A 17,869-nucleotide genomic window follows, 5' to 3' on the forward strand; every position below is an offset into this window, starting at 1 on the left:
CCTTCCCTCTCAACCCCTAAACCTCGGATCCCACAGCATAGTCCTGCCCCCTGAGCGAAAGGGATAATCCCGCAAAGGGGCGAGCAGGGAGGGGAACAAGCCCCGGCCTCGGACCACTTATGAAACAGCCTTCAATCCAACCACGCCCACGACAATGATGATGAGACTGATAATACGCCCGATACTTTTGGATTCACCAAAAAAGATCATGTTGACCAGAACGGCCGCCGAAGTCCCTAATCCAATCCAGACCGCATAGGCGACGCTGACTTGAAGATAGCTAAATGAAGCGTAAAGAAACGCAAAAGATCCTCCAAAACCGCCAAAGAACATCAGCAAATTCATTATCGATTTTCTTTGGCTGAATTTTTTTAAACCGATGACTCCAACCAACTCCAACAGCGCAGCAACAAACACGAATAACCAACCCATATTATCGAGCTCCTTTTGCCGATTCGGATTCCGGCTTGTTATCGGATAGTTTCAAGGCAATTACCCCAATGACCAGAATCCCCATAAACAGGCCTTTGGCCACGCTGAATTCCGCATCGAAAATAAGGATATCCATAAGCGCCGTACCCACGGTGCCGGCTGCGGCAAAGACAGCATATACGGTGCCTGTCGGCAATGACTCGCATGCTTTGGAAAGAACGTACATGTCAATGAGAATCACCGCTACGATGATCCCCCAATGCCACCAAGTATCGGCAACATTAAAGCCAAACACCCAAAGCAACTCAAGCAGCGAAGTTAAAAGGACATAAATCCAACCTTTGTTCATCAGTCTCGATTCCTTTCCGTAAAAAAAATGAATGAATGTCAGTCATTTTATTGCAAAAAATAATTGAGGAGGTTATTCGGGACTCTTTCTTCAGGTTGCCCGTAATGATCTTTGGATAAATTGAAATACCCGGGTCTTATAGACGTCCAGAGGTTCCTCTTGTTCAAGGCCGATATAGAATCGTTCGGCTGCATTTTCAATCAGATTGATCAGCAGTTTGGCCGTCCATTTGGCATGAAGGTCAGGGATAATCTCATGGTTGCCGGCGGCCTTCGACAAGATGTCCCCGAGCCAATCATAGTAAGGAGCATAGATGGCTTCCCATTTCTCCATGGAATGCTCGATCGCAAGGCCGGAGTAACATAGCACCAGGATTTCCTTGTAGGAATCGGTGATGCTGAAAGTCTCGTCGATGACGATCTCCAACACGTCCCATATGCTCGCTTGATCCAGTGCTTTATTTTTGATTTTGCCGAAAGTTAGGGATAGAAGATGATCGGCAATCGCCGGAATTAACGCTTTCTTGGAGGGGAAATACAAATAAAACGTACCTTGGGCAACCCCCGCCTTTTTTACGATATCGGAAATGACCGTCTTCTCGTATCCTTTTTCCGTAATGACTTCCATGGCCGCGTTCAGAAGGAGCTTGTATTTTCCATCCGTGGGCTTTGCCAAATGTTTCCCCCTCCTCGGTTATTTATGAATGATTGTCATTCATTATAGGGAGGGGGGATAAGATTGTCAACAAATTATTCCCAGCAAGCGATGAGTTGAGCGATAAAATCATCAAAATGATCAAGGGAGGACAACAGATTCACGTTTTTATCGTCCGTCAATATGGTGGCAAGCGCATCGAACACGTCGCGGAAGATTTTTCGATCCTCCCCGCTGACGGTGATTAACAAAACAATTTTCACGGTGGAATGATCCCACTTGATGCCATTTGGGTTCAAATAAATGAACATGCCCGTTTTGCGGGATTCCATTTTGATCGCATGCGGGATGGCAACGTGTCCGAACGCCGTAGACGACATGGCTTCCCGCTCCATAATCTTGTCCCAAAAATCCTCGTTCGTATAACCATCCTGATGCATAATTTGACAGATAAAACGTAAAACTTCTTCTTTCTCCGACCTTTCTGTGGAGTTGTAAAAATGCCTTTCGTCCAGAAAAGTTTTTAATTGGAGCTCAAATTGATTTTTCTTTTTTTGCTCTTTTAACTCAAAGATTTTGTCCGACACTTTTTCCCGGTCGCTTTCGATAAAAAACGGAGTAATCACGACATACGGGACTTCCGGAATTTTGTGCAATTGCGCGGAAGAAATAATAAAATCGCTGGAGGCATAATTCAAATCGCTTTCGTCCGTCACAATCGAATGAATGGAAATGTCGTCGCCAAAATATTGCTGCAATTTATTGATCATTTGCACATTCATGTTGTAGTAGAGCGGAAACAGCACCGTGCACGAAATTTTTACGTTCGTCTGCCGCTGCAATTCAATGGCATACCCCAAGTGAAAAGCCAAATAAGCGATTTCATCGTCGCTGATGCGATAGCCTGTTTTTTCTTTAATCACATGGGAAGCATGCACGGCGCAGTCGTAAATGAGCGGGCATTCCCTTTTGATCGAGTTGGTGAGCGGATTTTTCGTCGAATGATTGTTTTTTAACCGCATCAGCAAGTTTTTGACATGCAGCGTAAAACGAGTAATAAAATCGGCATCGGCAATACTGATATAGTAATACTTGTCCAAATCGAAGGCGATTTCGCTGACCAAATCAATACAGTCTTTCCCGGCAATCCGTTCCAGGTCGCTGACTTCTATTTGCGTAAAGTTGACGTTCGTCCCATTGCACGCAATCAAGAGCGCCAAATCGGCGATCTCCTCTTCCGAATATTGGACGTGAAAATTAGATTCCAATTTAGAGACAATTTCCTTGGCAATAATCAACGCGTTGTTGTCGGCAATATAATTCACGGTATGGTTCAAAAACTGGAAATCGCGTTTCATTCGGTCCAAGGCAATGGTGATGTGAATGACCACATTGGTCAAATAAAAATCATTGGTGAAAAAGTGATGCGAAGAAAAGGTTTCGACCACAACTTCCCGGATGTAATCCACATTTAATTCATGGTAAAACCTTTTGATTTTATCGATGTCGATGAAGCTTCCGTCAGCCTCTTCGTATAAAATGCTGCTCATCAGCTTGCGCTTGTCCTTTTCCTTGCCGAGCAAACTTAGATGGTCCTTGGTCAAACTCAATTCCAGATTATTTTTGGCCAACTTCTCCTTAATCAGCTTTAAATCCAGTCTCAGCGTGGACTCGCTGATAAACAGGGCGTCGCTCAAATCATAAAGATGAATCGGCTGACCCGTGTGCACCAGCTTTTTCAGAAGGTAAGCGATTCGTTCGGATTGCGTTTGCGGGAGAGCTTTTTGCTCGTTGGCCAGAAAAGTGTTTACCTGATCCGTATCGACTTTATAGCCTTTATTCGACGATCGGATCAACCCGCGGTGAAGCTGATTAATCTCACCGACATAAGATTTGATGGTACGCTTGGACACGCCATACTTGTCCGCCAAACTTTGTGACGAAACCCACTGGTTGCAGGCGCTTAAGTATTGAATTAAATCGATAAACTGTGTTTTCATAGGCGCTTCCTCGCTTTAAAAAGTTGCACCTTAGGGAGAGCCCTGCAAAAGCCTCGTTTCTAGGTTATTGGGGGCTCGGAACTGGAAAATAAATTCGATAAAACGGAAAAAGCAGCTTCATCCTCACCCGAGGATGGGCTGCTTTTGCTCTTTTAACTTCACCATCCGTTTTACGTTTACAACAAACGCGGTGAGGTAGGCTTGTATTCGCATGCGGAAGAGACCCCGGTACCTGGCTGTATCCATACCGTGGAATCTCTTCATTTCCGCGTTCTTGTGTTCAATGATCGGTCTGCGCTTGATTCGTTCCTTGAACGTATCACTGAACTCGAACTCGATCTGTTCCTTATAATGTTCGGCGATGATCCGAATCGAGTAAGTCTTACTCTTGGCGCCCGGCTTGTAGCATCCTTCGCGCAGCGGACAGGTTTTGCATTTCTCGACGTCAAAGTAAAAGACGAGTGATCGGCTCTCTCCGCTGGTCTTGCTGCCTTGAATCGCCTTCCGTTTGTTTCGCTCACCGGCCGGACAAACGACGAAATCGGCATCCTTGTTATACTCGAATCCTTCTTGACGCTCGCCCCCTTCGTGGACAATTGGGTTTAAGGGCACGACAGGCGATATGGTTTCCTTTTTCATTCTCGCCAGATTATCCTTGCCCGAATAGGCGGTATCCGCAATGATTTCGTTTACGGTTACACCGTTTGCTGTGGTTTGTTCGAGCAATGCCGGTAATTGCTTGCCGTCGTCAGTGCTTCCCGGTGTTACCTCCAGCGCGGTAATGATCTCTTCCTCCGTCATGGCGATATGTTCTTTGTAGCCAAAGAACGATTTGCTACTACTCTTCCAGCCGAAACGTGCATCCGGGTCGATGGCGGAGAGAATCCCCTTTTGTGAGAGGAGTCGCTCATCCTCGATGATTTGTTTGGCGATGCCCAGTTTCTCACTCACCGCTCCTTCATGGTCCGGAAGCAGTTCCTCCACGGTCTCTCCCAGTTGCGCCAAGTAGGTCAGCATGGTTTTCTCCGCTTCCGTATCTTCGCTTTTAACGGAGGGCAGCTTAGGTAGTTTCTTCTCCAACTTGGGGTGGCGTTTGACTACGACGCGAAACAGACGCTTGGCCGCGTCACGCAGCACGTCGAACGGCTTTTGTTTTGGGCTGCCGGCCCGTGTATGCGTGGCATCCAGGATAATGGTTTTGCTTTTGACTAAGCCTTGCTCAATGCATTGACTGACTACATGCTTCAGTACGTCTTCGACCTGACTTGCTCCTAGCCGGTGATTACGAAACCGCGACAGCTGGGAGGCGTCTGGCAGCGGATCCTCCGGATTGATCCCGAGAAACCACTTGTAAGCCAGATTCACCTCAGCTTCCTGAATCATTCGCTCATTCGAGAGGTTGTACAGGATCTGTAAGAACAGCAGGCGAAACAACAGTTCCGGCTCGTTTGCCGGTCTGCCGTAATACTTGCAGTAGGAATCCTCCACTAGTTCGTATACAAATCCGAAATCCACCGCAGCATCGATCTTGCGAAGCAGATGGTCTTCCGGCACAAGCTGATATAGCTCCGCATGGAATGATGCGGTTAGTTGTCTGGCTGGCTGCAGCAAAACGGCTCAACTCGCTTCTCTTTTTCTTCCAGTATACAGCAAACCCAGCACCGAAGGGGTACTGGGTTGCTTTTTACAGAAACTGTATTCGTTTTGCAGGGCTCTCCTTAGGGGTGCAGTTTTTTATTTGAGACCGGTTTTGCATTTGTACTATAGTTTGGTTGTAGCAATGACAGCGCTGTCACACACGATTATATAGAAAAGCGAGGAGGATTACCATGGCAAATGCAGGCGAAATGCTAAACGTGTTATTAATCTGCGGGTCGGGAGCAAGTTCCGGCTTTATGGCTGCCAATATCCGCAAAGCCGCTAAAAAAAGAAACTTGAATATGGACATCAAGGCCAGAGGGGAAGCGGAAATCGAAAATTACATCAACGATATCGACGCTTTATTGGTCGGCCCCCACTTGGCTTATATTATGGAAGACATCAACGATCTTACTCAAGATACCGATGTCAAAGTGCTCTTGATGAAGCCTTCTTATTACTCCACTTTGGATGGGGAAGCGGCTTTAGATGATTTATTGAATGAGCTAAACGGCTAATAAGGGGATAAGAACAATGAATAAATTAATGGAATGGCTGAAAAACGACTTCTCTCCGAAGATGAATAAAGTCAATAACAATGTATGGATCGTCACGCTCAAGGATTCCGTCATGCAGCTGTTGCCATTCATTCTTTTGGGATCGGTCTTTTGCTTGCTCACCATCCCCGGCGATGTTTATCAAATCAAGAACTATCCTAATTTTTGGGTTCCGTTCGGATGGACGATGGGGATGCTTTCGCTGCTGGTTTCTTTCCTGATCCCGTTCAATTTGATGGAGAAAAAGAAGTTAAGAAAGCAGCGCTTTATCGCCGGATGCACCAGTCTGATTGTATTCTTGATTGTTATCAGTCCCCAGGTAGTTAAAGACGGCACGGTCGGTTTTTCCCATAGCTCTTTGGGAACCGGGGGGATGTTCGTTGCCATCATCGCCGCTCTGTTCACCGGATTTATCATGAGTCTGTTCGGTAAATTCTCCTTTTTCAAAGAGGATTCCGTCATTCCGGACTTTGTCAGAGCCTGGTTCGACTCCATGCTGCCCATCGGGATCACGTTGGTTGCGGCTTGGATCTTGGTCGATATCGTTCATGTGGATATCTACAATATCATAATAAATATTTTTATGCCGTTGGCCAACATTGTGGAGACGCCTTGGGGATTCATGCTGATTATTTTTATCTACTGTTTCCTCTACTCCATGGGGATCTCCAGTTGGGTGTTAACCCCGGTTACCAAACCGATTTTTCTGGCGGCCATTACCGCCAACGCGACCATGGGAGCGCATAATCTCGTCACGTCCGAAACGATTTTTTCGGCCTACTTGTTTGTAGGCGGCGTGGGCTGTACGTTACCCCTGGTTATCATGCATGCGTTCTCCAAAAGCACCAAGCTCAAAGCGCTGGGCCGGGCAAGCTTTGTACCTGCCGTCTTTAATATCAACGAACCTTTGGTATTCGGTTCGATCGTATGGAATCCCTTGTTGATGCTGCCGATGTGGATCATCGGGATCATCTTGCCGGCGCTCGTTTGGATCGGAACCAAGGTTATTCCTTTCGGCACCATCCCGAAAGTGATTTTCGATCTGTGGTACGTTCCGTTTCCGATCGCCACGTGGATTACGACAGGGACGATCACAGGGATGATTTTGATGCTCATCTGCGTCGCGGTAGCAACGCTGATCTGGTACCCGTTCTTCAAAACCTACGAAAAACAAGAACTTGAAAAAGAATTGCCGCAAGCTAATTAAATGATTAAGGGGAAGTTAACCATGACATCGGAACAAGTGGCTCAAGAGGCGATGCAAATCATTTTGCACGCCGGGGAAGCAAGAAAGCATTGTACGGATGCGTTAAAGGATATTGAGAATAGCGACTTTGCCGCAGCAAAGGAGAAGATGAAATTAGCCAACGATGAAATCGTGATCGCCCATCGCGTGCAAACGAATTGCATCCAAAAAGAAACGGAAGGCGAACAAGGCGAGTACTCGGTATTATTTGCCCATGCACAGGACACGCTCATGACGATTTATAGTGAAATTAATATCGCCAAGCGGCTGATCGACATTTTCGGGCGCTTTGATCAGCGGCTGACTCAATTGGAAACGACCAGTAAATAAAAATAGAGGGAGGAAACATACGAAATGAAGAGTATTCCAACAGGATTTCCGGCCGATTTTTTGTGGGGAGGAGCCATCGCCGCCAATCAGGCGGAAGGGGCTTACGATGTAAACGGAAAAGGGTTAAGTGTAGCGGATATTAATGAATTTACGGATAAGGTTCCTTTAGAAAAAAAGTACAACTTGGAGCTAACAACGGACTATGTGAAGGAAGCGATACAAAGCGAGGACCGCGTTTTTCCGAAACGTTGGGGCATCGATTTCTATCACACTTATAAAGAAGACCTGAAAATGCTCAGCGAACTTGGACTCAAAACGTTCCGCACCTCGATCAATTGGACAAGAATTTTTCCGAATGGCGACGAAACGGAGCCCAATGAAGAAGGCTTGAAATTTTATGATGATCTGATCGACGAAATTATTGCAAACGGCATGGAACCGATGATCACCTTGTCCCATTATGAAATGCCGCTGCATTTGACCCTGGCCTATAAAGGGTGGTACTCCAGAGAAATGATCGATTTCTTCGTTCGCTTTAGCCAAGTCATCCTGGATCGTTACCACAAAAAGGTAAAATACTGGATTATTGTTAATCAAATCAATTTAATCGTTCACGAATCCTTTAACCATCTGGGCATTGCGGAAGATGTAGTGGATGATTTAACCTCCGCCAAATATCAAGGCGTACACCATGAATTTGTGGCTTGCGGTCTCGTCACGAAATATGCCAAAAGCCTCGATCTGGATCTGCAAATCGGAATGATGCTATGCGGCGGACCGGCGTATCCGGCGACCTGCAAACCGGAGGACGTATTCGCCACCGTTCGCCATAATCAAATGGAGTACTTCTTCTCCGACGTGCTGCTGCGCGGATATTATCCCGGTTACGCGTTCCGCTATTTCCATGACAACGGGATTACCGTCGAATTTGCAGATGGCGACGAAGAAGCATTGAAGCATACGGCCGACTTTATGTCTTTCTCCTATTACTACACTCGTATTGTCGATGAAGAGAGCATGAAAAACAGAACAGGCTCCTACCGCAATACCGAACTTCCGGCCAATCCTTGGGGATGGACGATTGATCCGATCGGTCTGCGCACTTTTCTCAATCTGTTCTATGACCGGTACCAGTGTCCGATTTATATCACGGAGAACGGGATCGGCTATCATGACCAATTGGAAGAAGACGATACCATCCATGATCCCTATCGGGTCGACTATTACCGGGCCCATATCGAGCAAATGAAAGAAGCCATTAAGGATGGAGTGGATCTCAGAGGCTATTATGCATGGGGGCCGATTGATATCGTGAGCTGTTCTTCTTCGGAAATGAGCAAGCGCTACGGCTTTATTTACGTGGATCAGGACGATTACGGCAAAGGCAGCAAAAAGCGCCTCCGGAAAGACAGCTTTTACTGGATGCAAAAAGTGATCGCTTCCAATGGAGAAGACTTGGATTGAGGTTGCGTTATCTCCCGGCCCTGGGGAAAATCGGCGGGCGTTTGATCATTGTGGTTATTGCCACGATGTTCAGCGCCCTAGCCGTCAATTTATTTATCGAGTGCAATATTGGGTCCGATACATTAACGGTGTTGTTGGATGGACTGCATCAAAGCTTCGGTGTCAGCGTCGGTCTTGCCAGTTTTAGTGTAAGTATTGTTTTTCTGGCTATGGGGCTATTGCTGAATCGCAAATCGATCGGTTTTTCTTCCATTATGTATTCCTTTTTGATTGGGCCTTTCATCAATTGGATTCATCCGTGGATTGCCCGTATGGAACTCGCGGATTTATCACTATTTAACAAGATCATTATTGTCATTCTGGCTAACTTTTGTTTCTCCATCACTTATGTGTTGTTGATGAATTTTGGCAACGGAATGTACGCCTTGGACGCAATTTTGCGTTATACGGAATCCAAATTCGGAATCAGGTATGATCTTGGTAGAATCTGCGCGGATGCCGTGTTTCTAAGCAGCGGATTTTTATTCGGCGGGATCGTGGGGATCGGAACGGGAATTGCATTTGCTTTAACGGGGCCGGGGACTTTGCTGCTCGAGAAGATGCTATTTGCTCGTGTACATCATTAGTTCAATCTATATAGAGGAGAGGAGCTAGAAACTATGGTGAAAAAAATATTTACAGTTATTGACGAGGTAGGCATTCACACGCGTCCGGCTTCCATCCTGGTCCAAGCCGCAAGTCAATACAAGGCGGAGGTGAACATCGAATATAACGGCCGAACCGTGAACCTGAAGTCGATTGTGGGCGTGATGTCTCTGGGGGTTCCGCATGGAGCGCAGATTCAAATTGCTGCGGCCGGAGCCGATGCGGACCAGGCGATCCAGGGGATTGAAGCGGCATTGAAAAACGAAGGGCTTGGCGAACCATGCGAAATCATCTGAATGGCATCGCCGCTTCCGCCGGGATCGCGATCGCCAAAGCTTACCGCCTGGAGGAGCCGAAGCTGCACATCGACAAACGGATCGTCGTTGACAAGGAAGCCGAAAAACGGCGCTTGGAGCAAGCCATCAGCCGCTCCAAAGCGGAGTTGGAGAAAATTACGGATTACGCCAAACGCGAGCTGGGCGCCGAGAAAGCGGAGATTCTTGCCGCGCAGCTGTTGGTGTTAAACGATCCGGAACTGTTGAACCCGGTGTTCGAGCGGATCGGCTCGGAAGGCGTCAACGCGGAATTTGCCTTAAAAGAGTCGGCCGACGGGTTCGTTTCCATGCTGGAGTCGATGGACAGCGAATATATGCGGGAACGCGCCAAAGACATCCGCGATGTCACGAATCGGGTGACCGCGCATTTATTGGGCGTGCCGATTCCCGACCCAAGCTTGATTTCCGAAGAAGTCGTCATTATTTCCGAGGATTTGACGCCTTCGGATACCGCACAGTTAAACCGCCGGTATGTAAAAGGGTTTGCGACGGATATCGGCGGCCGTACTTCCCATTCGGCGATCATGGCCCGCACGCTGGAAATCCCGGCCGTTGTCGGTGCAAGGCTCGCCACGTCCAGGATCGAGCACGGCACCGTGGTGATTGTCGACGGGCTGGAGGGGGAAGTGATTATCGACCCGTCACCGGAAACGATGGTCCAATATGAAGCGAAAAAGGCACAATACGAAACGCAAAAGGCAGAGTGGGCGAAACTGGTTCAGGAGCCGACGGTAACAAAGGACGGGAAACGCGTCGAGTTGGCCGCGAACATCGGCACGCCCGCTGACGTGAACAGCGTGCTGGAAAACGGTGGGGAAGCGGTTGGGCTTTACCGGACGGAGTTCCTCTACATGGGCAAAGACCGGCTTCCGACAGAGGAAGAGCAGTATACCGCTTATAAAACCGTTCTGGAAAAAATGAACGGGAAGCCGGTGGTGGTCCGTACTTTGGACATCGGCGGCGATAAAGAGCTGCCTTACTTGAAGCTTCCCAAAGAAATGAATCCGTTTTTGGGCTTTAGAGCGATTCGTTTATGTTTGGAAGAACAGGCGATTTTCCGCACCCAATTACGCGCCTTGTTGCGGGCGAGCGTCCACGGCAATTTGAAAATCATGTTCCCGATGATCGCTACGCTTTCCGAATTCAGGGCAGCCAAGGCCGTTCTTGTGGAGGAAAAAGAAAAGCTGGCGGCCGAAGGGGTCGAAACGGCCGAGCAAATGGAAGTCGGCATCATGGTGGAAATCCCGTCTACGGCCGTATTGGCCGATCAATTTGCCCAAGAAGTCGACTTCTTCAGCATCGGCACCAATGACCTCATCCAATATACGATGGCCGCCGACCGTATGAACGAACGCGTATCCTACTTGTATCAACCCTTCAACCCGGCGGTTCTGCGCTTGATCTCCATGGTCATCAACGCGGCGCATAAGGAAGGGAAATGGGTCGGCATGTGCGGGGAGATGGCCAGCGATCCGATGGCCGTTCCGATCTTGCTCGGGCTGGGGCTGGATGAGTTCTCCATGAGCGCAACATCCATACTTCCGGCGCGTGCGCAAATCAAAGAGCTGAACAGCGAACGGGCAAAAAGCGTAAAAGAGGCCGTGTTGTCCATGAAAACGGCGGAAGAAGTGATTGAGTTCGTAAATGGGACCTTGAATTAATAACGATTGCATTGCAACTTTGGGTTAAAGCTTGAAAGGCGAACTTGCCGGATACTTTGGCGGGAGCGCCTTTTTTTTTATGTTCCAGCGGAGCTGAACGATTCCGGCCAGCGCTATGGGAGTGATGACGAAGCCCCCTTTCATAATATACAAATGATTAAGTTTAGAGATTTTCTCCCGCGCGCTTTTGGCGTTGAAAGCGTAGATTTACCATGTTCAAAATAACCACGTTGAACTTTTATTGAAGCAGATATAACATTTTGGGAGGCCGGCCCATCTAATCTTACAGAGGGCCCTCAAAAGGAGTTGAAATTCTTGCAACAAGATATGGTACTGGAAGTCAAGCGCGCGCAGCGGGGGGATCGTGAGGCGTTTATCCGGCTCTTCCGGAGGCTGGAACCCGAACTGTATGGCTTGGCGAAGTCCATTGTGAGACGTGATGAAGACTGTGCGGACGCATTTCAGGAAACGACGCTTAAAGTTTATAAATCCATAACCACATTGCGCAATCCGAAGTATTTTAAAACCTGGGTGATTCGGATTTTGATTAATGAATGCAACCAGTTGCTGCGCATGCGAAGCAGAACGGTCGTGATGGCGGAGCTTCCGGAGCCGGCGGGAGAGGCGCAGTTTACCGGGGAGTATGAAGAGAACCGCAAGCAGGATCTCCGCGAGGCGGTGGAACATTTGGACGAAACTTTAAGGATCGTCATCCATCTTTTTTATTATCAGGATTTGCCGATCAAAGAGATTGCGAGTGTGCTGGAAATTTCGGAGGTAGCTGTTCGGGGGCGCCTGCATCGGGCCAGAGGAATATTGGCCGACAAGGTTGAGCAAATGGGAAAGGAGGAACTGGCTTATGGAAACGCGTGACCTTGAAAAAGCGCTGCGCGACATCGGCAAGGAACGGTTAAACGGGGGCGGCGAGGTTCCCGACATCATTCGCCGCCGTCAGGATGAGGTTTACGCTTCCCTGGCCGATCTTCCCCTCCAGAGCCGAGCCGACCGCAACCGCCGTTCTGCCGGGGCGCGGATCGCGGTCGGAACGGCCGCAGCCGCTATAATCGTCTTCCTCGGCGGGTGGGCCGGCGCCATGGTGTCGCCGGCGATGGCTGAGTCGCTGAAAAATATGCCGCTGCTCGGCGGTATTTTCCGACTGGCCGACGATCTGGGGTTGCGGACGGCGGAGGAACGCGGTCTGACGTACGACGCGAACGCCAGCGTTACCCGCGAAGGAATTACGTTGCGCATTCCGCAGGTCGTATATGACGGAGTTCGGCTTTCCCTGGCCATTAAGCGCGATGGCACCGGGTTTACGGGGGGAATGCTGGATTTCGAGACAGCGGACAATGGGGAAGAGATTTACGCGAAAGGCACAATCGCTTCCGCAGACTTGATGGTCGACGGGGCTCCCATTCGCGACTATTCCGTCAGCGTGGTCAGAAAACCGACACCCGATCCCGATGCCGTGATATTCGAAGCCACTCCTTTTTCCGGATTGAGTGCGGGAGTGAAGCCATTGCCGGACCGGTTTGTTCTAACGATCAATATCAAGCTCGAGGGTGTCGCCGAACCGTTTGCCTTCGAACTGCCCATTCACAAAAATACAAACTCCCTGACCGTCTCTCCTCAAGTGACGAGAGAGTGGGGAGAAATGATACTCACACTGGAGCGGCTGCAATTTACGCCAATTACCACAAATGTCAGTTTTAGCCTTGCCTCCGACGATAAGGAGAGTCGATTGATGGGAAACGGGTTATCTTACGAGCTCTGGGATGATCGCGGCAGAGAGCTTGGATTTGTCGGCGGCGCCGGTTCCTACGGCGAAGACGGGCGGATGATGTACGAATTTACGTTCGACCGCTTCTTGGATGCGCCGAAAGCAGTAACGTTCAAGGTGTTTTTACCGGAAATGGAGGAGCCCGGAGCCCGTTTTGGAAGATATAAACTCGATAGTCAAGGAAATGTCATTAAGCATTATCTGAAGGAATTGGAAATCACCGTTCCGGTCGACCGGGCCGGGTTGGAAAAACTGTATGACGATCAAGGGCAACATGATGCCGAAAAATAACGGGGAGGCTTTTACGATGAATAAAGGTTATAAAGTGATGACTACGGCGGCTTTGACCGGCATGCTGCTCGGCGGAGCGGCCTGGGGAACGGCGGAAGCGGCAAGCCTGGCGGCGGCGAAAGCCCCTGCCAAAAGCAGCGGAACACAAAACGCGGCCCCGGCCGCCAGCGTTACGCAAAACGGGATTACCCTGGGGATCTCCCAGGCGCTGTATGACGGAAACCTGGTCAAGCTTACGCTGAAACGGAGCGGCGGCGGACTTGACGGCGGCATCACCGAGAGAAAATTCGATGACAATACGCAAGAATACGTGATGGAAAAGGGCGCCATCGAGAAGATGGACATCCTGATCAACGGCAAAGAACTCAACAAGTTCGGCAAAGGAACGGGGGGCACGATGCCGAATATGGTTTGGGGACCCGGAGCCACTCCGGACACCGCCGTCGTTAGGCTGATCGATGCATCCTGGCTTGGCGACAAGATCGAGGCCTTCCCGGATAAGTTCAAGCTCACCGCCAAAGTGACGCTGGCCGGTGTAGCCAAGCCGTTTACTTTACATGTTCAGATGCAAAAAAGCGCGGCCAAGCCGATTTTCTTGAAACCAAACCTAACGAAAAAATCGGGGAAATTTAGCACCACACTCAGCAAATTGAACCTGACGAACAGCTCGGTCCGCTTTCAATTTATTGAAAAAGGGCGGGAAAAAGGCAAACCGTCCAATATCAGCTATGAATTCGTGGATGATCAAGGAAAAGAGCTTAAAATGCTGGAGGGCTTCGGCACCGACGAGAGTAACAAGAACGGCGATTGGTACATGAATTTTGTGACGGACGCCGTAAGCAAGGACGCCAAGTCGATCATCGTTAAACCTTATTCGCCTGTATTTGAAGAGGCTGGGGCCACATCGGGCAAATATAAGCTCGACAGCGACGGGAAGGTCGTCAAAAACTATTTGAAAGAGCTGGAAATGACGGTGAAAGTGAGATAATCCTCTTTAATAGATTTGCTCCGGGCCGAATAGGGCTCGGAGCAAATCTATTTTTGGACATGGAAATATATGAAAAGTATTATATTACATTGAATTATATGGCAATATTAGGTAATCTATAATCGAAAACCTTAAACAATCCTAGATTCTAGCTGCCGGAGGATGACAGAAACGAAATGCGGTAAGGAGGGATGCGCAAAAACGATGATCGCCTGGTTGCTGTCTACCGGAATGTCCGAGACTCCAAAAGTAGTCCAATAACTGATTAGGGAGGTTTCTTAATGGGGAAGCGAAAAAATCGGTTTAAAAAACTGTCTATGCTGGTGATTGCGTTTGTGATCGCCGGAACCTCGTATTCCGGCTTCGCGCCGCCGACGATGGCGGCAGCCGTCGAGCCTGCGGCCAGCGAACCTTACGTGTGGAAGCACGTGAAGACCGGAGGCGGAGGCGGCTTTATACCGGGCATCGTATTCAACGCCAGCGAACCCAATCTCATCTATGCCCGTACGGACATCGGGGGCGCCTACCGCTGGGATCAGAGCACCGGCGCTTGGAAGCAGTTGCTTGCCTGGGTAGGCATGGACGATTGGAGCAAGAGCGGCGTCGACGCGCTGGCGACGGATCCGGTCGATCCGGACCGGCTGTATCTCGCAGTCGGCACGTATACGAACAGTTGGGATCCGCATAACGGGCGGATTTTGCGCTCCGCCGACCGCGGCGAGACCTGGGAAGAGGCGGAGCTGCCGTTCAAGATCGGCGGCAATATGCCGGGCCGGTCGATGGGCGAACGGCTGGCGGTCGATCCGAACCGGAACGGCATCCTATACTTCGGCGCCCGCAGCGGTAACGGATTGTGGAGAAGCAGCGATTACGGAGCGACCTGGAGCAAAGTAAGCGCCTTTCCGAATCCCGGCACTTATGTGGAAAATCCCGATAATGAATATCAGAGCGATATCGTCGGTATCGCCTGGATCACGTTTGATCCTTCCTCCGGCTCGCCAGGCCAGCCGACACGCACGATTTACGTCGGCGTTGCCGACAAAAATGAAAGCGTATACCGTTCGACGGACGGGGGAGTGAGCTGGGAAGCGGTGCCGGGCCAGCCGAACGGGTATTTGCCGCATCACGGCGTGCTTGCTTCCGACGGCTCCCTGTATATTTCGTACAGCGACGGCGCCGGGCCGTACGACGGAACGAAGGGCGAAGTGTGGAAGCTGAATACGTCCACCGGGGTATGGACGGATATCAGCCCCGTTCCGAGCGGCAGCGAAGACAATTATTACGGGTATGGCGGACTAGCGGTCGATGCCCGGAATCCCGGAACCGTTATGGTGGCTACGTTGAACTCCTGGTGGCCCGACGCGATTATTTTCCGCAGCATCGACGGCGGAGCGACCTGGAGCCGCATCTGGGACTGGGACGGCTATCCGGGCCGCGCTTTGCGTTACAACCTCGACATTTCCGCCGCGCCCTGGCTCGATTTCGGGAATCATCCGTCGCCGCCGGAGATCAGCCCGAAGCTCGGCTGGATGATCGGCGATTTGGAAATCGATCCGTTTAATTCCGACCGCATGATGTACGGAACGGGGGCGACCATTTACGGGACCGACAATTTAACGGAATGGGATCGGGGCGGCAAAATCGACCTGGAGGTGAAAGCCGTGGGGATTGAAGAAACTTCGGTGACCGCCCTGATCAGCCCGCCGTCCGGGGCTCATCTGCTCAGCGGGATGCTTGACGTGACCGGCTTCCGCCACGACGATCTGAATCGGGCGCCGGCGAAGATGTTCACAAATCCCGGCGGGACGGCGGATATGGATTACGCCGAGCTTGATCCCGGCTTCATCGTACGCGTCGCTCCGGTCAACCGTGCGGAGGACCCGAACGCCAGGGCGATCGGCTATTCCCGCGACGGCGGCGCGAACTGGTATGCCGGCAACAGCGAGCCGCCGGGCACTTCCGGCGGGGGCAAGATCGCCTTGTCCGCCCGCGGCGACCATCTCGTCTGGAGCACCTCCGACATGGGCGTGTACTACTCCAACAACGGCGGCAATTCCTGGACCGCCAGCCGCGGCGTGCCCGCCGGAGCTTTGGTCGCTTCGGACCGGGCCGATTCCGGCCTGTTTTACGCGCTCTCCGGCGGCAGCTTTTTCGTCAGCCGCGACGGCGGCGCCAGCTTTACGCGATCGAACGCGGCAGGATTACCCGCCTCCGGCGATCTTGACCTGAAGGCGATGCCCGGACGGGCAGGGGAGGTCTGGATCGCCGGCGGCCGCGCCGACGGCGGATCAACCGGCCTGTGGCGCTCCAGCGACGGCGGCGCTTCCTTCACGAAGCTGGCCAACGTAGCGGAGGCAAGCGCCGTCGGATTTGGCAAGGCCGCTCCGGGGCGGGACGTCATGGCGCTGTATACGAGTGCCAAAATCGGCGGTGTGCGGGGCTTCTTCCGCTCCGATGACGGCGGCGCCAACTGGGTCCGGATCAACGACGACCGGCATCAGTATGCTTCCGCCAATACGGCGATTACCGGCGACCCGCGCATCTTTGGCCGGGTATATATCGGTACCAACGGATACGGGATCGTATACGGCGACACGGCCCGGCTGCCGGGAGAACCGGAGGAACCGGAACAGCCGGGACAAAACTCCGCGATTTCGCCGACTTCGGCCGTTTTTGACCGAAAACCGGACAACCAGTCGGACATCTCCGTCGTTTTAACGCTGAACGGCAATACGTTGTCCGGCATTTACAACGGCTCCGCGCCGCTAAGGGAAGGTACGGATTACCTTGTATCCGGGTCCCGGGTGACGGTACTTCGCGAATTTTTGGCCGCCCAGCCAAAGGGGGTTGTGCGCCTTGATTTCCGCTTCAGCTCGGGGGCCGATGCGCAACTGAACGTCACGATCACCGACACGGCGACAGCACCGGCCGGCAGCGTGCGGATCGAGGCCTATAACGGCACGCTGCAGCCCACGGCCAATACGCTGAATCCCCGGATCAAGCTGAGCAATACCGGAACGGAGGCGCTGCCGCTCAAAGACGTCACATTGCGGTATTACTATACGGCCGACGGGGAGCAAGCGCAAAGCTTCTTCTGCGACTGGAGCCAGGTCGGCAGCGCCAACGTGACCGGCCGTTTTGTCCGATTGCCCGCGGCGGTGGCCGGCGCCGATCATTACGCGGAGATCGGCTTCACGGAAGCGGCAGGAATACTGGCGGCCGGGCAGAGCATCGACTTGCATGTCCGCATTTCCAAAGCGGATTGGAGCAACTACAGCCAGAGCAACGACTATTCCTTTGACGCCGAGGCTACGGCTTATGCCGAAACGCTGAAAATTACCGGGTATCTAGGCGGGGATCTGCAATGGGGCATCGAGCCTTTGTGAATTACGAGACATCTCCAAAATGTTAAGCACGGCGCGGCTTCCGAATTTTTCGGAAGCCGCGCTTTTTTTACGCAAGTGTGTAAGTTTAAACTGGAATTATTTGTATCTTTCCG

At 51.1% G+C, this 17,869-nt stretch carries 16 protein-coding genes; 11 read left to right on the forward strand and 5 right to left on the reverse strand.

Features of this window, described 5'->3' with window-relative positions:
• Positions 1 to 117 precede the first annotated feature (117 nt).
• From ACZF99_RS08915 to ACZF99_RS08935, 5 genes are all read right to left on the reverse strand, one after another.
• Positions 118 to 432 carry a DMT family transporter gene (locus ACZF99_RS08915; protein WP_483610948.1) on the reverse strand — a complete coding sequence of 105 codons (315 nt, stop codon included), beginning with the start codon at positions 430 to 432 and terminating at the stop codon, positions 118 to 120.
• A gap of 1 nt (position 433) precedes the next feature.
• Complete coding sequence (locus tag ACZF99_RS08920) at positions 434 to 781, reverse strand: DMT family transporter (RefSeq protein WP_483610950.1); 348 nt, start codon at positions 779 to 781, stop codon at positions 434 to 436.
• Positions 782 to 871: 90 nt separating this feature from the next.
• The gene (locus tag ACZF99_RS08925) at positions 872 to 1,456 is read right to left on the reverse strand and encodes a TetR/AcrR family transcriptional regulator (RefSeq protein ID WP_483610952.1); all 585 of its coding nucleotides are present in this window, start codon (positions 1,454 to 1,456) and stop codon (positions 872 to 874) included.
• A 74-nt stretch (positions 1,457 to 1,530) separates the two neighbouring features.
• Positions 1,531 to 3,435: a BglG family transcription antiterminator gene (locus ACZF99_RS08930; protein ID WP_483610954.1), complete on the reverse strand. Its 1,905-nt coding sequence runs from the start codon at positions 3,433 to 3,435 to the stop codon at positions 1,531 to 1,533.
• Between the two features lie 123 nt (positions 3,436 to 3,558).
• Complete coding sequence (locus ACZF99_RS08935) at positions 3,559 to 5,046, reverse strand: IS1182 family transposase (RefSeq protein ID WP_483610956.1); 1,488 nt, start codon at positions 5,044 to 5,046, stop codon at positions 3,559 to 3,561.
• A 236-nt stretch (positions 5,047 to 5,282) separates the two neighbouring features.
• Here ACZF99_RS08935 and ACZF99_RS08940 point away from each other — a divergent pair, with 236 nt between their 5' ends.
• The 11 genes from ACZF99_RS08940 to ACZF99_RS08990 all read left to right on the forward strand — a co-directional run bounded on the left by ACZF99_RS08940 (position 5,283) and on the right by ACZF99_RS08990 (position 17,756).
• A complete protein-coding gene (locus ACZF99_RS08940) occupies positions 5,283 to 5,591 on the forward strand; it encodes a PTS sugar transporter subunit IIB (RefSeq protein ID WP_483612615.1) in 309 nt (102 codons plus the stop codon).
• Positions 5,592 to 5,607: 16 nt separating this feature from the next.
• Positions 5,608 to 6,837 (forward strand): PTS sugar transporter subunit IIC, encoded by a 1,230-nt coding sequence (locus ACZF99_RS08945; RefSeq protein WP_483610958.1) that lies wholly within the window; start codon positions 5,608 to 5,610, stop codon positions 6,835 to 6,837.
• Positions 6,838 to 6,858: 21 nt separating this feature from the next.
• Positions 6,859 to 7,206 carry a PTS lactose/cellobiose transporter subunit IIA gene (locus tag ACZF99_RS08950; RefSeq protein WP_483610960.1) on the forward strand — a complete coding sequence of 116 codons (348 nt, stop codon included), beginning with the start codon at positions 6,859 to 6,861 and terminating at the stop codon, positions 7,204 to 7,206.
• 24 nt (positions 7,207 to 7,230) lie between these two features.
• Positions 7,231 to 8,670, forward strand: coding sequence for a glycoside hydrolase family 1 protein (locus tag ACZF99_RS08955; RefSeq protein ID WP_483610962.1), 1,440 nt, complete (start codon positions 7,231 to 7,233; stop codon positions 8,668 to 8,670).
• 50 nt (positions 8,671 to 8,720) lie between these two features.
• Entirely contained in the window at positions 8,721 to 9,296 is a 576-nt protein-coding gene (locus ACZF99_RS08960; protein ID WP_483612617.1) for a DUF6198 family protein, read from the forward strand.
• Positions 9,297 to 9,332: 36 nt separating this feature from the next.
• Positions 9,333 to 9,611: a phosphocarrier protein HPr gene (locus ACZF99_RS08965; RefSeq protein WP_483612619.1), complete on the forward strand. Its 279-nt coding sequence runs from the start codon at positions 9,333 to 9,335 to the stop codon at positions 9,609 to 9,611.
• Positions 9,596 to 11,311 carry a phosphoenolpyruvate--protein phosphotransferase gene (gene ptsP / locus ACZF99_RS08970; RefSeq protein ID WP_483610964.1) on the forward strand — a complete coding sequence of 572 codons (1,716 nt, stop codon included), beginning with the start codon at positions 9,596 to 9,598 and terminating at the stop codon, positions 11,309 to 11,311. Before ACZF99_RS08965 ends, ptsP begins: the two co-directional genes overlap by 16 nt.
• A 315-nt stretch (positions 11,312 to 11,626) precedes the next feature.
• The gene (locus ACZF99_RS08975) at positions 11,627 to 12,184 is read left to right on the forward strand and encodes a sigma-70 family RNA polymerase sigma factor (RefSeq protein WP_483610966.1); all 558 of its coding nucleotides are present in this window, start codon (positions 11,627 to 11,629) and stop codon (positions 12,182 to 12,184) included.
• Complete coding sequence (locus ACZF99_RS08980; protein ID WP_483610968.1) at positions 12,171 to 13,382, forward strand: DUF4179 domain-containing protein; 1,212 nt, start codon at positions 12,171 to 12,173, stop codon at positions 13,380 to 13,382. Before ACZF99_RS08975 ends, ACZF99_RS08980 begins: the two co-directional genes overlap by 14 nt.
• A 16-nt stretch (positions 13,383 to 13,398) precedes the next feature.
• The gene (locus ACZF99_RS08985) at positions 13,399 to 14,370 is read left to right on the forward strand and encodes a DUF5643 domain-containing protein (protein WP_483610970.1); all 972 of its coding nucleotides are present in this window, start codon (positions 13,399 to 13,401) and stop codon (positions 14,368 to 14,370) included.
• A 281-nt stretch (positions 14,371 to 14,651) separates the two neighbouring features.
• Positions 14,652 to 17,756 carry a X2-like carbohydrate binding domain-containing protein gene (locus ACZF99_RS08990; RefSeq protein WP_483610972.1) on the forward strand — a complete coding sequence of 1,035 codons (3,105 nt, stop codon included), beginning with the start codon at positions 14,652 to 14,654 and terminating at the stop codon, positions 17,754 to 17,756.
• The last annotated feature ends 113 nt before the right edge of the window (positions 17,757 to 17,869 follow it).

This window comes from Paenibacillus sp. JL3B1040 (assembly GCF_057063165.1).

What these genes read in the sequence shown, in the direction of transcription:
- ACZF99_RS08915 (WP_483610948.1), bottom strand. Translation starts at nt 432, where the DNA reads ATGGGTTGGTTATTCGTGTTTGTTGCTGCGCTGTTGGAGTTGGTTGGA.
- ACZF99_RS08920 (WP_483610950.1), bottom strand. Translation starts at nt 781, where the DNA reads ATGAACAAAGGTTGGATTTATGTCCTTTTAACTTCGCTGCTTGAGTTG.
- ACZF99_RS08930 (WP_483610954.1), bottom strand. Translation starts at nt 3,435, where the DNA reads ATGAAAACACAGTTTATCGATTTAATTCAATACTTAAGCGCCTGCAAC.
- ACZF99_RS08940 (WP_483612615.1), top strand. Translation starts at nt 5,283, where the DNA reads ATGCTAAACGTGTTATTAATCTGCGGGTCGGGAGCAAGTTCCGGCTTT.
- ACZF99_RS08945 (WP_483610958.1), top strand. Translation starts at nt 5,608, where the DNA reads ATGAATAAATTAATGGAATGGCTGAAAAACGACTTCTCTCCGAAGATG.
- ACZF99_RS08950 (WP_483610960.1), top strand. Translation starts at nt 6,859, where the DNA reads ATGACATCGGAACAAGTGGCTCAAGAGGCGATGCAAATCATTTTGCAC.
- ACZF99_RS08955 (WP_483610962.1), top strand. Translation starts at nt 7,231, where the DNA reads ATGAAGAGTATTCCAACAGGATTTCCGGCCGATTTTTTGTGGGGAGGA.
- ptsP (WP_483610964.1), top strand. Translation starts at nt 9,596, where the DNA reads ATGCGAAATCATCTGAATGGCATCGCCGCTTCCGCCGGGATCGCGATC.
- ACZF99_RS08980 (WP_483610968.1), top strand. Translation starts at nt 12,171, where the DNA reads ATGGAAACGCGTGACCTTGAAAAAGCGCTGCGCGACATCGGCAAGGAA.
- ACZF99_RS08985 (WP_483610970.1), top strand. Translation starts at nt 13,399, where the DNA reads ATGAATAAAGGTTATAAAGTGATGACTACGGCGGCTTTGACCGGCATG.
- ACZF99_RS08990 (WP_483610972.1), top strand. Translation starts at nt 14,652, where the DNA reads ATGGGGAAGCGAAAAAATCGGTTTAAAAAACTGTCTATGCTGGTGATT.